Raw genomic sequence first — 18,996 nt, forward strand, 5'->3', positions numbered from 1 at the left:
ATAACAGTTAATTTAATAGGCCGGATAAAATCCAGGCAGTAAATTAATTAATATCTGCTTTTTTGTGGAACCCATCGGCAATAACTGTACTATCGATATTGTTTTTATCCACAGAAATTGGCGTTAATAAATACGCGGGGACATCCTTAATGCCATTATTTAATTTACTGTTTGATTGCGGTTGTTCGCCGTTACCTAAAGTCACAGCAATTTCTGCGGCATCATTCGCTAATTTACTGATTGGCTTATATACCGTCATGGTTTGGGTGCCAGCAATAATACGTTTTATTGCTGCCAAATCAGCATCCTGCCCAGATATAGCCACTTTACCTGCCAACCCTTGTGCTGCCAGTGCCTGAATAGCCCCACCAGCAGTGGCATCATTAGAGGCGACGACAGCATCAATGTTGTTATTGTTAGCTGTTAAGGCATTTTCCATGATTTTTAAAGCATTCTCCGGCAACCAGGCATCAACCCACTGGTCGCCCACTATCTTGATTTTCCCTTCTTTTATCAAAGGATTAAGTACATTCATTTGCCCTTGACGGAATAATTTGGCGTTGTTATCGACCGGTGAGCCCCCCATCAGGAAATAATTGCCCTGCGGCACTCGTTCAACCAAACTTTTGGCCTGTAACTCACCCACTTTCTCATTATCAAAGGAGATATAAAAATCAATATCAGCATTATTTATCATGCGGTCATAAGCTAAAACTTTTATACCTTCTCGTTTTGCTTCAGCAATAACGTTACTTAATACTTGTCCGTTGTAGGGAATAATAACCAGCACATCAACGCCGCGGTTAATCATATTCTCGATTTGCGACATTTGAGTTTCTTCATTGCCATTTGCTGATTGAACAAATACTTTAGCGCCGAGTGACTCAGCTTTGTTAACAAAAATATCGCGGTCTTTCTGCCAGCGTTCAAGACGGAGGTCATCTATCGCCATACCGATTTTAATTTCTTTACTGAATCCGGGCTGGCTAATCATTACCAGTGCGGCGCAAGCGGAGAGTAAAATGTTCTTAAATTTCATCTTTCAGTACCTTTCTTATTGTGCAAGCAGGGTAAGAGAAACGGTAAACATCAACTACAATAGGGATTGTTGACGCTTATTTGCCCATCGGCAATTACAGATTTTCATCCGCCAATTATGTTTTTTGGTTTAATGTTAATTTTATGATAACGATCATGTTTTCTTTCCTACAAAACACATAATTCCCGTCAGAGATGTTATCAGCGCAATGAATATTCAGGTGTTTTTATAATTAATCGGTTATTTATGAGATCTACACCACAATTAATAATTCTCTGAATTTAAGTGTGAAATAACGTAATTGAGAGAATAGCCAACAACTCCGAAGATAAAAGCTCACCAGCCCGGCAATGCGGGCCTGCTTCCAAGGAGTATTGCATGCAATCTTATTTTGATGAATTAGAACAAGTGCGTTACGAAGGCAGCCAGAGCGATAATCCGCTGGCATTTCATCACTACAATCCGGATGAAATTATCCTTGGTAAGCGGATGGCCGACCATCTGCGCTTTGCCGCTTGTTACTGGCACACATTCTGCTGGGGCGGTGCCGATATGTTCGGTAGCAATGCCTTTGAGCGCCCATGGCAACAGTCGGGTGATGCTCTCAATCTTGCCAAACGCAAAGCCGATGTCGCTTTTGAATTCTTCCACAAACTGAATGTGCCTTATTACTGCTTCCATGATGTGGATGTTTCACCTGAGGGCGCATCTCTTAAAGAATATCTGAATAATTTTGCGGTGATGACCGATGTATTGGCCGAGAAACAAGAGAGCAGCGGCGTAAAACTATTATGGGGTACCGCCAACTGTTTCACTCATCCGCGCTATGGGGCTGGTGCAGCAACCAATCCAGACCCGGAAGTCTTTAGCTGGGCCGCGACTCAAGTCTTCACTGCCATGAATGCCACCCAAAAACTCGGCGGCGAAAACTATGTGTTATGGGGCGGACGTGAGGGTTACGAGACACTGTTAAATACAGATTTACGCCAAGAGCGCGAGCAAATTGGCCGCTTTATGCAGATGGTCGTTGAACATAAACACAAAACCGGTTTCCAAGGCACCTTACTTATTGAGCCAAAACCACAAGAACCTACCAAACATCAATATGATTATGATGTTGCGACTGTTTATGGCTTCCTCAAGCAATTTGGGCTGGAAAAAGAGATTAAAGTGAATATTGAAGCCAACCATGCCACTCTGGCTGGCCACTCATTCCACCATGAAATTGCCAGTGCCATTGCCTTAGGCATTTTTGGCTCGGTAGATGCAAACCGCGGAGATCCGCAACTGGGTTGGGATACCGACCAGTTCCCGAACAGTGTGGAAGAGAATGCGCTGGTGATGTTTGAGATCCTTAAAGCAGGTGGTTTTACCACCGGTGGTCTGAATTTTGATGCCAAAGTACGCCGCCAAAGCACCGACAAATATGACCTGTTTTATGGCCATATCGGGGCGATGGACACCATGGCGTTAGCCCTGAAAATTGCTGCCAAAATGATTGAAGATGGCCAATTGGATCAACGCGTCGCAAAACGCTATGCAGGTTGGAATACTGAATTGGGTCAGCAAATCCTGCAAGGCAAGCTGTCGCTGGAAGATTTGGCGCGTTATGCCGGCCAACATAATCTGAACCCGCAGCACCATAGTGGGCATCAAGAGCAGTTGGAGAACCTAGTTAACCGCTACTTATTTGGCTAATCACTGTTTGGCTTGAAAGCTCATAATATGGGGTACTCAGTACCCCATTGTTACCCTATAAGGAAAACACATGTACATTGGCATCGATCTGGGTACCTCCGGCGTTAAAGCTATTCTATTGGCTGAAAACGGGCAAGTGATTGCCAGCCAAGGTGCTGCGTTATCCGTCTCTCGTCCACATCCTTTATGGTCAGAACAAAACCCTACCGATTGGTGGCAGGCGACCGATCAAGCCATGCAAGCTCTTGCCGCAGAACATGATTTACAACAGGTAAAAGCCCTTGGATTGACCGGGCAAATGCACGGCGCGACCTTACTGGACAAACAGCACCAAGTGCTACGCCCAGCCATTCTATGGAATGATGGCCGCAGTTTTCCCCAATGCCTGGCGCTGGAACAAGCAGTGCCGGAATCGCGTCAGATTACCGGTAACCTGATGATGCCGGGCTTTACTGCGCCGAAACTGAAATGGGTGGCAGAGCATGAGCCAGATGTTTTCAGCCGCATCGATAAAGTACTGTTACCAAAAGATTATCTTCGCTTTCTCATCAGCGGCGATTTCGCCTCTGATATGTCAGATGCCGCCGGAACTATGTGGTTGGATGTCGCCAAACGTGATTGGAGCGATGAAATGTTGGCGGCCTGTGGTCTGAATCGCCGACACATGCCAGCACTGTTCGAAGGCAGCCAGATTACCGGCCATGTCAGTGCAGATATTGCAAGCCGCTGGGGAATAAAACCAGTGCCGGTAGTGGCTGGCGGTGGCGATAACGCTGCCGGAGCCATCGGCGTTGGCTTGTATCAAACCGGGCAAGCTATGTTATCGCTGGGGACTTCCGGCGTCTATTTTGCGGTCAGTGATGGCTTTCTTAGCAACCCCGCCAGTGCAGTTCACAGTTTTTGCCATGCATTACCGAATACTTGGCACCTGATGTCAGTGATGCTGAGCGCCGCATCCTGTCTTGATTGGGCTTGCCAACTCACTGGCACTGAAAGTGTTCCCGCACTCATTAAAACGGTGGAAAATACGCCACCATCAGACACGCCGGTATGGTTTCTGCCCTATCTCTCTGGCGAGCGAACGCCTCACAATAATCCAGATGCTAAAGGGGCTTTCTGGGGCTTTACTCACCAACATGGTCAAGCAGATTTAGCCCGTGCAGTGCTGGAGGGGGTAGGATTTGCTTTAGCCGACGGGATGGATGCCCTACATGCCACTGGATTGCAGCCTAAATCGATTACATTGATTGGCGGTGGTGCACGCAGCCCCTATTGGCGGCAAATGCTGGCAGATATCAGCGGCCAAACATTGGAGTATCGTACCGGAGGAGATGTCGGCCCAGCACTGGGTGCGGCTCGATTGGCACAAATTGCGCTGAATCCGAATATTCCATTGGCAGATTTACTGCCTGCCCTGCCGCTGGAACAGAGCCATTATCCTGATGCTCAGCAGCATGAGTATTACGCGGCTCGTCGCGGCACCTTTAAACAGCTTTATCAGCAATTATTGCCCTTAATGTAAGTCACCGCGCTAATCTGGTCTCTTTTACTCCCTATGATGGCCGGATTTGGCATTCCACTTAACGTAAAATACGGTGATGATGGCCCTCTACCCATACAGAGGAGGGCCGGAAATGACTAACAGCGCATTATTAATCATCGATGTCCAACAGTCGTTCGAGCATAAAGATTTTTGGCAGCAACAAGATTTACCTGCATTTTCTACGGCATTAAACCAGCTGATAGCGGGCTGCAAGCAGCGGGGCGTAGCTCTGGTGGATGTCTTCCATGTGGCTGCCGCAGGGCCGTTTTCACTGGCTTCGGGTTATGTTAAGCCCATGTCGCTGGTATCCCATCAAGCGGATGTTACCGTACACAAGCGGGTGCATAATGCGCTAACTGACTCAGGCCTGGATCAATGGCTCAGGGAGCGGCATATCAATCACCTGATTATTGCCGGTATGCGCACGGAGCAATGCTGTGAAACTACCGCTCGCGTGGCGTCAGATCTGGGTTATCAGGTGACTTTTGTCACTGAGGCGACACTCACCTTCCCAATGACCCAACCCAATGGCGTGCTACTCAGCAGTGAGGAGCTGAAGCTGCGCACTGAAACCGTGCTTGTCGAGCGTTTTGCCGATATCAAAACTGTGGCACAAACTCTGGATGCATTGGATTCGCAACCGCCAGTCGCCGTCGCTGAAAAAAACCTAAGCTGGCAACCACAACCTTATTTACCCAGGGCCATCACGCCCGCGGGCAGCAAAAACCTTAGCCGTTGGCAGTTGAAATGCTATGTTATTCGTTATTCGCAAGCACAGGGGGCGGCTCCCGATTACGCCCCGGCTTATCAGCTCGTTAGACAGTGGTTACCTGATGAAGCTGAAACAGTGAATCGCCCCGGAGTGGGATTGGTGATCGAGCATCAGGGTAAGACACTGAATTACTTGATTGTCGGGTGGTGGGATAATGAAAATGAATTGCGCGTGAAAGTCTGGGTACAGGAACAAGGTATTTGGCGCGCGGCACGAGATGAATCTTTCTGTGTGTGGGATTTGCAGGTAATCGCCTTTGAGCGCGATGCTTTTGTTGATACTTTGCTACAGCCTGCTCCGGATATTCCGGCTTATATGAACCGCTATTTGACAGTGACTGTGGATTAATTATGCAACGAAATGTCTACTTTCTCTTGCTGCCCGGCGTGCTGTCGCTGGACTTAACTGGCCCTGCGGAAACTTTACGACTGGCAGGGTCGTTTAAACTTTCCTATATCAGCCCACTGCCCGAGGTGATGTCTTCCACCGAGATGATGTTGGGCCAGTTACAACCACTGCCCGACAATTTGCCAGAAGGCAGTTTATTGGTCGTGCCGGGAGTCAGTGATTCGCGCCACTATTTTGCAACCGAAACGGCAGCCATCGCCCGCCATTGGTTACAGCAGCAAAAAGCCGCCATTGCGCAGCAAAAAACTATCTTAGTTTGTGTCTGTTCTGGTGCACTCTTGGCGGCCCAAGCCGGATTACTGGATGGTTATCAATGCACCACCCATCACCATGTATTAGAGCGGTTGCGCCAACAAGCGCCGCGCGCGCAAACCAAAGAAAACCGAATTTTTGTTGAAGATCGTGGGGTATATACCAGTGCTGGTATTACTGCGGGTATTGACCTGTCGTTGCATCTGATTAGCCGTTATTGCAGCCCGCAAACTGCATTGGAGGTGGCGCGAGAGATGGTGGTTTATTTCCGTCGCTCTGGCGATGACCCGCAACTTTCGCCCTGGTTACGTTATCGCAATCACCTCCATCCGGCAGTTCATCGTGCGCAAGATGTGATGTCCGCAGAACCGCAAGCGGAGTGGTCGCTGCTCCAGGTGGCGCAAAAGGCACATGTCAGCAGCCGCCATTTGACCCGACTATTCCGCGAACATGTCGGCATCAGTGTGCGTGAGTTTCACGAACAATTACGGGTGGCAGTGGCTGAAGTCCGTTTGCAGGAAGGGCTTAATCTGGAGAAAGCGGCGCTGGCGGCCGGATTTTCCTCCGGGCGCCAGCTACGTCGCGCGCAACAACGTGGGCTCACCGTGGTTAACTGACCAAACGCCGCCGGTCAATGCGCTGTAGCCCCATCGATAATAACGTGCTCAGTACCAGAGCCAAGGCGAAGACATAGAAAATATCCAGTATCGGATAGGCAGTAATATCATAATGATGGGTGCGGATAAAATGAATAATCAGCGCATGGAAGCCGTAAATTGCCAGTGAATGTCCGGCCAACCAGCTCAACCAGGTAACCGGCTTGTTAAGGCAGTTTTTAAACCACACCAGCAGTGATACGGCAGCAACAAAGACTAGCGGGCTGCAATACATATAAAAAGTATCGGCGAAACTGCCATTGATTCGTGTCTGTTTCTCCGTCGAGATGGCAATCAATATGACACTCACGATAAATAGCAATGCCACCCCCCAACTGATGACCCGCCCTTGAGTTTCCAGCATACCAATTGCCCGCCCCAGCAGCGCATACAGCAGATAATAGAAAGTATCGCCATAGATATAGAGGTTTATCGGCAGTAAATGGAAGCCACCAATCGAATATTTACTGGCCTGTGGATTAGCCAGCACGGCCAACAGCAGGATGATAACGGCCAGATAGCGGCCCGATACCGGCTTGACGTTAATCAGCGGGGAAACCAGATACACCACGATAATGGCGTAGAAAAACCACAAATGATAAAACACCGGCTTTTGCAGGATATTCATCAATGCAGCCCAACCATTGATGTGGGTCAGGGTCGAAATATAAATCAGCGCAACCAAACTGTAGAACAACAGACACAGCCCAATACGGGTAAAGTGCTTTGGCTGCGCACTTTTTTCACCCAAAAACAGATAGCCGGAGATCATAAAGAACAAGGGCACACATGCCCGAGACGCCGAATTCAACAAATTGGCAATGTCCCAGCTTGCTTCTCCCACCTGCGCACCGCTAGTGATGTAATAGGTCGTGGCATGGATCATGACCACCATAATGCAGGCTACTGCCCGCAGATTATCAATCCAGCCAATCTTATTGGTCATTTATATTCTCTATCACCCGTCTTACTGTTACTGACATAAAAGTGTTTATCTATTTATAGCGCGAATAATAAGGTGACAAACAATAACGCAAATTTGAATATATACGCAAAGTAAATGCCTAAAGTCATCAGCATGCCAATCAGCTAATAAACTAGGTCGAAGGGTAATTGTTGCTATAAGGTTATATTGACGGCAAAATAGCCGTCCCGACATGCTCTGACTGTACATCCTGCCTGAGCTGTCCCATTTTTTGTGTTTACTATTAATAGCTTAATCTATGCAAACTTCATTTTCACCCGCGACGCGTTTAGGTCGACGGGCGCTTTTATTTCCGCTGTGCTTGGTATTGTTCGAATTTGCCGCCTATATCGCCAACGATATGATTCAGCCCGGTATGCTGGCAGTGGTGGCGGATTTTAATGCCAGTGTAGAGTGGGTTCCGACTTCCATGACCGCTTATCTGGCGGGCGGTATGTTCCTGCAATGGCTACTTGGCCCCTTATCGGACCGCCGTGGGCGACGCCCGGTGATGCTAACTGGCGTCGCATTCTTTGTCGTGACCTGTCTTGCTATTTTGTTGGTCAATACCATCGAACAGTTTATTGCCATGCGCTTCCTGCAAGGCATTGGCTTGTGCTTTATTGGCGCGGTGGGGTACGCCACCATTCAGGAATCATTTGAAGAAGCGGTCTGTATTAAAATCACCGCATTGATGGCAAACGTAGCACTCATTGCTCCGCTGCTTGGGCCATTGGCCGGTGCCGCTCTGATTCATGTGGCACCGTGGCAGGCAATGTTTGTGCTGTTTGCCGTGCTAGGAGCCATTTCATTTGTTGGCTTGTGGCGTGCTATGCCAGAAACCGCCTCGCGCAGAGGTGAAAAACTGTCTGTGGGTGCTATGTGGCATGACTATAAGCTGGTGCTCGCTAACCGCCGCTTCTTGTGCGGTTCTCTGGCATTGGGTTTTGCCAGTCTGCCCCTGCTGGCGTGGATTGCTCAATCCCCGGTGATTCTGATCAGTGGCGAGCAACTTTCGACGATTGAATACGGTATCTTGCAGGTTCCTATCTTCGGTGCGCTGATTATTGGTAACCTGACACTGGCAAAATTGAGTGGCAAAACCAGCGTTCCGCAGCTTATTCGCTACGGCGCAGGCCCGATGATTATTGGCCTGATGGTTGCCGCAGGCTCAACACTCTATTCATCCCACGCATATCTGTGGATGACCGCAGGGCTGAGCCTCTATGCCTTTGGTATTGGTCTGGCAAACGCCGGTTTGGTACGACTGACTCTGTTCTCCAGCGACATCAGTAAAGGGACGGTATCGGCCGCCATGGGGATGATCAGCATGATGGTCTTTACCTTGGGGATTGAGTTTGCCAAAGTGGCTTACCTGTGGGGCAATAGCGGTATCTTCAACCTATTCAATCTGATCAGCGGCTTGGTGTGGCTGGGCTTGGTGATGATATTTATCCGCCGTCAGCCGCAGACAATAGCAACTGAGTAATTTCAACTGGAGGGCGCTCATTCCCTCCAGCATTTCAGTCTATTGAAGAAAACAATCCGCGGTCGCGCAATACATGATCATTGCCCCGACGTCGGGTAAATCCGCTGCGGTCAAAAAATTCGAGAATCTGAATTGCCAATTTGCGGCCAATACCCAGCCGATCGCGAAAATCTGCGGCACTGGTGCTACCTTGACTGGCATCCAGCTCACGGACCAAATCAGCAAACTGTCCAATACACTGACTCAGATAATAGCGGTCTGGAACTATTGCGGTGATGTGACCCAGTTGCGCGGCTTTTCGTAGCAGGCTACGCATCTCATCTTCATCCATTTGCAGTGTGGTGGCTAAATCACGTACCCACCACGGAGAATCAACAAAGTAGGGAGCAACTTGCTGCCATAGCTCCTGCTCCTGCGCGGTAAATGCCAATCCATGCTGTGGTAGATGTAACCAGCCACGGGTATTTTTTAACGCCCCTTGCGCCAGCAAGTTATCAATCAGGCGAAATACCAGCCCCTCATCCAGGGTCGGCAATGCCATGCGCCGCAAACGCGCCCGCCCTAACCCCAGTTGGTCGCCATGCTGCTGATGATACAGGCATAAAACATGTAATAGCGTCTGCTGCGCCTGTTGGGCATGTGGGGATGACAACGCAATATCACCGGCCACAATGCTATTGGTACTTGTCAGTAACGCCGCCGTATCATCGTCTTTAAGCTGACGTGCCCAACTGAACTTGCGGATCGAGACAGGTCCTTGCGACAAATGCAAATCCAAGACTTCACGGTCGCTTGTTGCCTGTGCCAGCTCGGTTAACCAGGCCAAAAATGCCGGTTGCCGTTTACCTCGTTTAGGGACCGCCAAATGAATGACCCGCGCCCCACCCAATGTCTTCTTCGCAGCAATGTCCCGCAGGATTAAACGATCATTCTCAGCCAGCCAAAGGGGACTATCCAGTAACAACTCGGCCAATATCAATTGAGGTTTATCATCAGCGGGTTGCGGGCTGCTGAGCTGCGAAAAACGCCCGGTAATATGACTGGCTGCATGATGTAAATGTAGCGGTTGCCAATGTTGTATCGGCGCATCCGCATCAACCACAACCAGCACGCGATCTAGCGCCTCTGGCGGCTGTTGCGCTAATAGCCAGTCCCCACGGTTAATCTGTTGCTTACTAATATCACCGCTGATATTCAGAGCAATGCGTTGGCCGGCTTGCGCCTGTTGAGTTTCTTGGTTTTGGGCATGGATACCACGGACTCGGACCGGGCAATCACCGCCGGTGAGCCACAAGGTATCGCCCACCGCGACCTTGCCTGTCAATGCGGTGCCGGTCACGACTAAACCGGCACCTTTCACACTAAATGCCCGATCGATAGCCAAACGAAAACGCCGTTGTAACCGGCCATCATTTTCATCTTGCTGATAACAGTGCGCCAAATGTTCGCGTAATTCGCTGATACCCAGAGAGGTGGTCGCCGCAGTAACAAATAGCGTCACTTGCTCGATTTGCCAGCCCTGTGTAGCCAGTTCAGCCATGACCTGCTGACGCACCTGCGCAATACGTTCATCATCAACTCGATCGGCTTTGGTTAGCGCGACCGTCAGTGTCGGATGCCCACTTAAGCGTAAAATGGCCACGTGCTCGCGAGTTTGTGCCATCACGCCGTCATCGCAAGCCACCACCAGCAGAGCATGGTCGATACCGCCTACGCCAGCGAGCATATTGGCTAAAAATTTTTCATGACCGGGAACGTCAATAAAACCGATAATAGTGCCGTCAGATTGCGGCCAATAGGCATAGCCCAGATCAATCGTCATCCCGCGCTGTTTTTCTTCAGGTAGACGATCGGCATTCACGCCGGTAATAGCCTGTAAAAGTGTTGTTTTGCCGTGGTCAACATGACCCGCGGTTGCAATAATCATGATGCCAATTCTCTGAGCAAGGCTGCTTCATCCTCAAGACAGCGCAAATCCAGCCATAAACGCCCATCAGCGACGCGGCCAATAACGGGTTTAGCCAAACTACGCCAGCGCTCGGTTAGCGCTTCCAAAGCACTGCCACTGCCCTCTTTGGGAGCAAATGTCACCGCCCAACTGGGCAATCTGTCTACTGGTAACGAGCCACTACCTATCTGCGACCAGCATGGCTCTACAGCCAAGATAAAGTCAGCATAGTAGTCGGCCAAAACGGCGCGTACTCGCTGGGCGCTTTCAGCAATAGCCTCTGTCGGGCGGGTCAATAATCGCATGGTCGGTAATAGCTCGGTCAACCTGTCGGGCTGCTGATAGAGGCGCAAAGTCGCATCCAGCGCAGCCAGCGTCATTTTATCGGCTCGCAGTACTCGCTTAAGCGGATGCTGCTGTAGTTGGTCAATCCACTGTTTTTTACCCAGAATGATCCCAGCCTGAGGGCCACCCAGTAATTTATCGCCCGAGAAGGTGACCAAATCGACACCCGCCGCAATCAATTGCTGCGGCATCGGTTCAGCGGGTAAACCGTAGCTAGACATATCGATAAGCGAACCACTGCCCAAATCCGTTGCCGTAGGGATGGCAAACTCGCGTCCCAAAGCGGCCAGTTGTTGCTCTGCAACCGATGCCGTGAACCCCTCAATACTATAATTGCTGGTATGAACCTTCATCAGCAGGCCGGTATGCTCATTGAGAGCCTGGCGATAATCTTTCAGATGAGTGCGGTTGGTGGTCCCCACTTCAACTAATTCACAACCCGCCTGGCGCATCACATCGGGAATGCGAAAAGCACCGCCAATCTCGACCAATTCGCCACGAGAAACCACCACCTGTCTCCCGGCAGCCATCACGGTTAACATCAAGAACACTGCCGCGGCGTTGTTATTGACGATGCAAGCATCTTCTGCCCCGGTCAGTTCACAGAGTAAATCCGCAACCGCACGGTCACGATGACCACGACGCGCGCCACTCAGAGAATATTCCAGCGTCACAGCCCCCCGCATGGCGTCGTTCACTGCAGAAATAGCTGATTCTGCCAACAACGCGCGGCCCAAATTAGTATGCAGGACGGTACCGGAAAGGTTAAAGACGGGTTTTAAGGCGGGCTGACGTTGGCTTAACCGTTGACGTAGAGCAGCAGGCCAGTCGGTACACCAATCAGCCAACGTATCGAATTGACGAATATGCTCTCTGGCCTCTAGCTGTAACTGGCGTAAAGTTTCAGCTAATAGAACTGCGCCATATTCTGCCAGCAACGGGGCCATTTCAGGTTCACGCAGCAGGCGATCGATTGCCGGTAACTGACGGTATAATAAATGTGATTCTGCGCTCATAGTCACTCAGATATTCGTCACTCTGCGGGTTAAGTAAACAGTATTGACGCTAGCATTAAATATTATTCACCGGGAAACAAAAACGGATTGATACTGCTGCGGGCAAAACCTTCGCCTTCCATCTTGGCATCGAGAATCAGCGAGGCCAAATCATCTGCGACAGCTTCCACCTGCGGGTCTTTTTCCTGATACAAAATTTTCAGGTAAGTACCACAATCACCACAGCTTTCGGCTTTTACTGCTGCCAACTCACTGTCCAATGACCAGTAGTTTAAATCGCGCGTCTGTTCGCAATTACTGCATTTAATCCGCACTACATGCCACTCACTCTCACACAAGTTACAGTGCAAATAGCGCAAACCATTGTTGGTGCCAATATGTACCACACTGGATACCGGAATACTGCCACATACTGGGCAGAACTGTCGGTGCTCACCATACTCAGCACGGGCTTTTCCCGGAATTTGGCTGGCCATCTGTGCCCAATACAGTGACAACGCGGCCCAAACAAATGGCGATTTTTCACTGCCAATCTGTGTAAAATCGCGGTTTAACAGAGCATCGGCGTACAGTTCCAGTTCATGCACTGAGGCCTTATCCAGATTATCCAATACCGCCTGAATATGGTCGGGCGCATCCGGGCGTAACTCGGCGATCAGCGCTGACAGTAGCTTGCGCCAATGTTCAGTGCGCGGAAACACACTCAAATCTAGCGGTGGCTTACCGCTCGCCGCAGATTGTGCCAACTCGGCTTGCATATCCAGCACCAACGGATGGTCATGCAGCGCTTTTTGCTGTGCTTGCGTAATTTTAGCCGCAAAGTCCAGATAGTCAGCCAATGGGTTATCCAGCGCTAACTGCTGCAAACGTTCGGTGCGCCGGGTGTACAGGCTTTTTAAATTAGCGAAAAGTAACGGCGGGATATTCCCCGCCGTTGTACCTTTTTCGCTCTGTTTTCCTAATTGGTCTTTAGGAACAATGCGAATACTCATCAGGGTTTCTCTTCCTGTTTTTTCTGAAGCTGCCGTTTGGCGTTAACCTCACGATACCAGCGTGGATGGTGCTTTTTAGCCCATGCTGCCGGTACCCAACCTTCCACCATCGCGGTAATCGTGCCTTTCACCCATAGGGCGGCATAAATATGCACCATAATCACGATAATCAATACCACCGCCGCCAGTGAGTGCACCAACAGTGCCAGGCGAATCAGCGGAATCGGGAAAGAAGGCGCAAAGTAAGGCCGCCAAATAACCACGCCACTGGCCAGTAGCAGCACCAGACTGATAATAGCAGCCCAGAATACGCACTTCTGACCGAAATTATAGCGTCCAGTGTCGCCGACTTCCTCATTCATGGCAATTTTGTGGATATTTTTAGCCCATTCCAGGTCTTCCTTGTTAATCAGGTTATGTTTCCAGTAACGGAAAAACATGATTAGGAAGGCCGCGAACATAATCACCCCAGCGAAGGGGTGAAGGATGCGCGCCAACTGGGGGGTACCAAAAATATTCATCAACCAGTTAAATGACGGGAAGAAGAATCCTAATCCACTGATCGCGGCCAGCATGAAACAGAAGGCGACGATCCAGTGGTTGATTCGCTCCGGCGCACTGTAGCGCTGGATCCGCTTTTCTTTTTTCATTTCCGCGTCTCCCCGTCATCTGAGTGCTCAGTAGTAGTCTGCTCTGGTTCCTTGGAGGCGGTATCAGAAGGTGCGGAGTCCGGAGTATGTACTTCGTCCTCGTCCTCTTCTTCTTCAACCCGGTTCGGGCCGACACCAACGTAATGGAAGATACTGGCTGCAAAAGTGGCTGCAAAACCAACTGCTGCCAGCGGTTTCCAGATACCTTTCCAGAAGGTCACTGTTGGGCTGATGGTCGGGTTCTCCGGCAAACCATGATAGAGCTGGGGCTTATCCGCATGATGCAGCACATACATCACGTGAGTCCCTCCCACTCCTGCTGGGTCATATAACCCGGCGTTATCAAAGCCACGGGTTTTCAGTTCCGCCACTCGGCCTGCAGCCACTTCTTTCATCGACTCTTTGGTGCCAAAGTGAATCGCCCCGGTCGGGCAGGTTTTCACACAAGCAGGTTCCTGGCCGACACCCACGCGATCGACGCACAGGGTACATTTGTACACCCGATTATCGTCTTTGTTCATGCGCGGCACGTCAAACGGGCAACCCGCAATGCAATAGCCACAACCGATACAGTGCTCTGACTGGAAATCAACGATACCATTGGCGTACTGAATGATTGCCCCTTCCGACGGGCAGGCCTTTAGGCAGCCCGGGTCAGCACAATGCATGCAGCCATCCTTACGGATCAGCCATTCCAGCTTGCCACTCTCTTCATCTTCAACTTCAGAGAAGCGCATCACCGTCCATGATTTAGCCGTCAAATCAGCGGGGTTATCGTACACCCCGACGTTATGACCTACTTCATCACGAATATCGTTCCACTCCGAACACGCCACCTGACAAGCTTTACAGCCAATACAGGTGGTGACGTCAATAAGTTTGGCCACCTCTTCCTGATGGTTACGATCCTGTGGCGGCGGCGTAAGGGAGTTGGTGCCGGAGCGCCGGATAATGTCTTGAGTTTGCAGTGACATAGGTTCTCTCCGTTACACCTTTTCCACGTTGACCAGGAACGCCTTAAACTCTGGCGTTTGCGTATTAGCATCACCGACAAACGGCGTTAGGGTATTGGCCAGGAAGCCTTTTCGCGCCACCCCTTCGTATCCCCAGTGAATCGGAATACCAATGGTGTCCACTTCTTGTCCGTGGACATTCAGTGTGCGAATACGTTTGGTCACCACCGCCTTGGCCTTAATATAGCCACGGTTGGAGCTGACCTTCACGGTATCTCCCTGTTTGATGCCCTTTTTCGCTGCCAGTTTTTCGCCAATTTCCACAAACTGTTCCGGCTGCGTGATTGCGTTGAGCAACGCATGCTTAGTCCAGTAGTGGAAATGCTCGGTCAGACGATAAGTGGTACCGACATATGGGAATTGCTCATGCGAACCCATCGCGGCCAAATCGTCTTTAAATACACGGGCGGCCGGGTTAGATATCACATTCGGATGCAGCGGGTTGGTACCCAACGGCGTTTCGAATGGCTCATAGTGCTCAGGGAAAGGCCCTTCTGCCATTTTGTCGATGGCAAACAAACGCCCCATCCCTTCAGGTTGCATAATGAACGGCCCAACATCACTGCCCGGCGCAGCCGCACTGTAGTCAGGAATATCAATCCCGGTCCATTTGGCACCATCCCACTCCAGCAACTGGCGTTTCGGATCCCAAGGTTTACCCTGTGGGTCGGCAGAAGCACGGTTATACAGAATGCGGCGGTTAAGCGGCCATGCCCATGCCCAGCCCAACGTATTGCCAAGGCCGGATGGGTCTGCGTTATCACGCCGCGCCATCTGGTTACCCGCCGGCGTCCAGCTACCAGCAAATATCCAGCAACCACTGGCGGTGGTACCGTCATCACGCAGATGAGCAAAGGTACTAAGTTGCTCGCCTTTTTTGACCAGTATCTTGCCATCAGCATCGGTGATATCTGCCAGTGCTTTACCGTTGCTCTCCATTGCCACTTCTTCTGGCGCTGGATTTTCTGGGGTCAGGTAATCCCAGGTCATATTAAGCACCTGTTCTGGCACCGCACCGCCTTCCCGGCGATACATCTCGCGCATACGCATAAAGATGCCCGCCAGAATTTCACCGTCGTTCAGCGCTTCTCCTGGGGCATCAGCACCTTTCCAGTGCCATTGCAGCCAACGGCCCGAGTTAACAATGGAGCCATTTTCTTCAGCAAAGCAACTTGATGGTAAGCGGAATACTTCAGTTTGAATTTTCGACGGATCGACGTCGTTAAATTCACCGTGGTTTTGCCAGAAGTTCGCAGTTTCAGTATTGAGCGGGTCAATAGTGACCAAGAACTTCAGTTTCGACAGCGCCGCTACTACTTTGTTTTTATTCGGGAATGAAGCCACCGGGTTAAAGCCCTGGCACAGATAGCCATTCACTTTACCCTGCGACATCATCTCGAAATACTGCAAGACGTCGTAGCCTTTATCCCACTTCGGCAACCAGTCGTAACCCCAACTATTTTCCTTCTGAGCATTATCGCCATAGAAGCTCTTCATCATACTGACGAAGAATTTCGGATAATTGCTCCAGTAGTTTACCTGGCCCGGCAACAAGGTTTTCGGTGTGTTGGCCTTGAGGTAAGTTTCAATATCTGGCTGTTTTTCTGACGGCAGGCTCATATAACCCGGCAGACTTTGCGACAGCAAACCGAGGTCAGTCAGGCCCTGAATATTAGAGTGACCGCGCAAGGCGTTCACACCACCTCCCGCCATCCCCATATTGCCCAGCAGTAACTGAATCATCGCCATGGTACGAATGTTCTGCGCACCCACGGAGTGTTGCGTCCAGCCCAAGGCGTACAGGAATGAGGCCGTTTTATTGGCAGCACTGGTTTCAGCGATATATTCACATACCGTCAGGAAGTCTTCTTTCGGCGTACCACAAATATTGGACACCACATCCGGCGTGTAGCGGCTGATATGCTCTTTCAGCAGGTTCCACACACAGCGTGGGTCTTGCAACGTGACATCGCGTTTAGCAAAACCGTTTTCATCCAACTGATAGTTCCAGGTGGTTTTGTCGTATTTGCGGTTTTCGGCGTCATAACCACTGAACAGACCATCTTCGAAGGTAAAATCTTCCCGCACCAGCAAGCTGGCGTTGGTATAGGCTTCGACGTATTCGCGGTTAATTTTTTCGTTGGTGATCAGGTACAACAATACGCCGGACAGGAACGCAATATCGGTACCGGAACGGATTGGCGTATAGAAATCAGCCACCGACGCAGTACGGGTAAAGCGCGGATCTATCACGATCAGCTTGGCATTGTTGTGGATCTTGGCTTCCATCGCCCAGCGGAACCCCACCGGATGCGCTTCTGCCGCATTACCGCCCATGACGATAACTAAATTCGCGTTCTTGATATCAACCCAGTGGTTGGTCATCGCACCGCGACCAAATGTTGGAGCAAGACTTGCTACCGTTGGTCCGTGTCAGACACGTGCTTGGTTGTCTACGGCAAGCATGCCGAGAGCGCGACTAAATTTCTGGGTCAGATAACCCGTTTCATTACTGGATGCCGAAGCACACAGCATACCGGTACTCAGCCAACGGTTGACGGTAACACCGGCGTCGTTGGTCTTAATGAAGTTTGCGTCCCGGTCTTCTTTCATCAGCTTGGCAATGCGGGTAAAAGCATCATCCCAAGTGATTCTCTGCCATTTATCAGAACCCGGCGCGCGGTATTCTGGGTATTTCAGGCGGCCTTCACTGTGGATAAAGTCCACCAGACCAGCACCTTTTGGACAAAGTGCCCCACGGTTTACCGGATGATCCGGGTCCCCTTCAATGTGGAAAATACTCTCTTTGGCGTTTTTCGCGCCGTCGCCGAGGCTATACATCAAAAGCCCGCAACCGACAGAGCAATATGTGCAGGTATTCCGCGTTTCACGGGCGCGCAGCAATTTATAATTGCGCGTTTCCGCTAGCGCCACTGACGGCGTAAAGCCGAGTGCCGCGACCGTGGTTCCCGCCATACCGCCAGCGCAGATCTTAAAGAACTGCCTTCTGCTGACCTGCATGGGTCTCTCCTTCATCTCACGATTGTTTCAATGTTTTACCCTTTATACTTCGAGCGACATGTGCATTGGCGGCTCTCACTCCTCCGAATAACTTACTGAAGTAAGCTCATCGGAACTCATTCGCTTGCCACCTTCCTGCAACTCGAATTATTTTGGGTATGAATTTAAAATTCAGTCCACGCTTCCCTCAACGAAATGGGAGGCGTTAAAATCTCTTACGCGATATCCAGCTTTTCAGTGTGGGATACATTTCTGATAACAGAATATAGCCACACTATTCTTGATGTGAATGTTACCACATTGTGATTATGGGTTATAACTTTCAGGACCGCATAGTGAGCCAGATCAAACCTTCAGAAAATGACCTTCCCACCGGAGTTTACGGTGCCAAGCAACTTAACGTGCTACAGCGTCATCAAATGGCAGAGCCACAACTGGATTGGCTGGCGGAAGAAGTGCCGGTGGCGCTGGTGTATAACGGCATTTCTCATGTGGTGATGATGGCTACCCCTAAAGATTTAGAAGCTTTCGCACTGGGGTTTTCACTCTCGGAAGGCATTATTTCTGCACCAAACGAAATTTATGCCATTGATGTCACGCCCAGTTGTCACGGCATCGAAGTTAATATCGAGCTATCCAGCCGCCGTTTTGCTGGCCTGAAAGAACGCCGCCGCGCTATGGCGGGTCGCACGGGATGTGGAGTCTGCGGTATTGAGCAGTTAGACGATATCTTCCGGCCCATCACGCCTCTGCCTTTCACACAAACTTTTAATTTGAATCATTTAGACAATGCACTTTCACAACTCAAGCAAGTACAAACTGTAGGACAACTGACGGGTTGTACTCATGCAGCGGCCTGGATTACGCCACAAGGGGAGTTATTGGGAGGTTGCGAAGATGTTGGCCGCCATGTAGCGCTGGATAAGCTGCTAGGAATTCGGGCCAAACAGCCATGGCAGCAAGGCGCGGTACTGGTTTCCAGCCGTGCCAGCTATGAGATGGTGCAAAAAACCGCCATGTGCGGTGCTGAAATTTTATTTGCTGTTTCTGCTGCAACAACCTTAGCGGTAGAAGTCGCAAACCGCTGTAATTTAACACTCGTCGGCTTCAGTAAACCCGGCAGAGCAACAGTGTATACCCATCCGCAGCGTATTTATGAATAGAAAAACCATACAAAATGTACGGCATTG

General features: G+C 50.3%; 14 protein-coding genes. 6 read left to right on the forward strand and 8 right to left on the reverse strand.

Features of this window, described 5'->3' with window-relative positions; all coding sequences use genetic code 11:
- Positions 1-43: 43 nt before the first annotated feature.
- On the reverse strand, positions 44-1,039 hold the full coding sequence (xylF, locus tag DJ58_RS09485; protein ID WP_004707237.1) for a D-xylose ABC transporter substrate-binding protein: 996 nt from the start codon (positions 1,037-1,039) through the stop codon (positions 44-46).
- A gap of 378 nt (positions 1,040-1,417) precedes the next feature.
- Between xylF and xylA the strand changes: the two genes are divergently transcribed.
- From xylA to DJ58_RS09465, 4 genes are all read left to right on the forward strand, one after another.
- Complete coding sequence (gene xylA / locus DJ58_RS09480) at positions 1,418-2,737, forward strand: xylose isomerase (protein ID WP_004707238.1); 1,320 nt, start codon at positions 1,418-1,420, stop codon at positions 2,735-2,737.
- 70 nt (positions 2,738-2,807) lie between these two features.
- Entirely contained in the window at positions 2,808-4,259 is a 1,452-nt protein-coding gene (xylB, locus tag DJ58_RS09475) for a xylulokinase (protein ID WP_004707239.1), read from the forward strand.
- 112 nt (positions 4,260-4,371) lie between these two features.
- On the forward strand, positions 4,372-5,400 hold the full coding sequence (locus DJ58_RS09470) for an isochorismatase family protein (protein WP_004707240.1): 1,029 nt from the start codon (positions 4,372-4,374) through the stop codon (positions 5,398-5,400).
- Positions 5,401-5,402: 2 nt separating this feature from the next.
- Complete coding sequence (locus tag DJ58_RS09465) at positions 5,403-6,329, forward strand: GlxA family transcriptional regulator (protein ID WP_032910560.1); 927 nt, start codon at positions 5,403-5,405, stop codon at positions 6,327-6,329.
- On the opposite strand, the gene DJ58_RS09460 is transcribed toward DJ58_RS09465, so the two are convergent.
- Entirely contained in the window at positions 6,322-7,314 is a 993-nt protein-coding gene (locus DJ58_RS09460) for an acyltransferase (RefSeq protein WP_004707241.1), read from the reverse strand. The genes DJ58_RS09465 and DJ58_RS09460 overlap by 8 nt on opposite strands.
- Before the next feature lie 277 nt (positions 7,315-7,591).
- Between DJ58_RS09460 and DJ58_RS09455 the strand changes: the two genes are divergently transcribed.
- Positions 7,592-8,821 (forward strand): MFS transporter, encoded by a 1,230-nt coding sequence (locus DJ58_RS09455; protein WP_004707242.1) that lies wholly within the window; start codon positions 7,592-7,594, stop codon positions 8,819-8,821.
- A 34-nt stretch (positions 8,822-8,855) separates the two neighbouring features.
- Here DJ58_RS09455 and selB read toward each other — a convergent pair whose 3' ends face one another.
- From selB to fdnG, 6 genes are all read right to left on the reverse strand, one after another.
- Complete coding sequence (selB, locus tag DJ58_RS09450; protein ID WP_032910561.1) at positions 8,856-10,748, reverse strand: selenocysteine-specific translation elongation factor; 1,893 nt, start codon at positions 10,746-10,748, stop codon at positions 8,856-8,858.
- Positions 10,745-12,130: an L-seryl-tRNA(Sec) selenium transferase gene (selA, locus tag DJ58_RS09445; RefSeq protein ID WP_004707244.1), complete on the reverse strand. Its 1,386-nt coding sequence runs from the start codon at positions 12,128-12,130 to the stop codon at positions 10,745-10,747. Before selA ends, selB begins: the two co-directional genes overlap by 4 nt.
- A 62-nt stretch (positions 12,131-12,192) precedes the next feature.
- The gene (fdhE, locus tag DJ58_RS09440; protein WP_004707245.1) at positions 12,193-13,122 is read right to left on the reverse strand and encodes a formate dehydrogenase accessory protein FdhE; all 930 of its coding nucleotides are present in this window, start codon (positions 13,120-13,122) and stop codon (positions 12,193-12,195) included.
- The gene (gene fdoI, locus DJ58_RS09435) at positions 13,122-13,772 is read right to left on the reverse strand and encodes a formate dehydrogenase cytochrome b556 subunit (RefSeq protein WP_032910562.1); all 651 of its coding nucleotides are present in this window, start codon (positions 13,770-13,772) and stop codon (positions 13,122-13,124) included. Before fdoI ends, fdhE begins: the two co-directional genes overlap by 1 nt.
- Positions 13,769-14,746: a formate dehydrogenase subunit beta gene (fdxH, locus tag DJ58_RS09430; protein WP_004707246.1), complete on the reverse strand. Its 978-nt coding sequence runs from the start codon at positions 14,744-14,746 to the stop codon at positions 13,769-13,771. The genes fdoI and fdxH overlap by 4 nt, the downstream gene beginning before the upstream one ends.
- A 12-nt stretch (positions 14,747-14,758) precedes the next feature.
- On the reverse strand, positions 14,759-17,806 hold the full coding sequence (gene fdnG, locus DJ58_RS09425) for a formate dehydrogenase-N subunit alpha (RefSeq protein ID WP_086019098.1): 3,048 nt from the start codon (positions 17,804-17,806) through the stop codon (positions 14,759-14,761).
- Positions 17,807-18,114: 308 nt separating this feature from the next.
- On the opposite strand from fdnG, the gene fdhD reads away from it, so the two are divergent.
- Positions 18,115-18,969 carry a formate dehydrogenase accessory sulfurtransferase FdhD gene (gene fdhD / locus DJ58_RS09415; protein WP_072013970.1) on the forward strand — a complete coding sequence of 285 codons (855 nt, stop codon included), beginning with the start codon at positions 18,115-18,117 and terminating at the stop codon, positions 18,967-18,969.
- Positions 18,970-18,996: the final 27 nt, after the last annotated feature.

Origin of the sequence: Yersinia frederiksenii ATCC 33641 (assembly GCF_000754805.1) — a bacterium.
Lineage (GTDB): Bacteria > Pseudomonadota > Gammaproteobacteria > Enterobacterales > Enterobacteriaceae > Yersinia > Yersinia frederiksenii.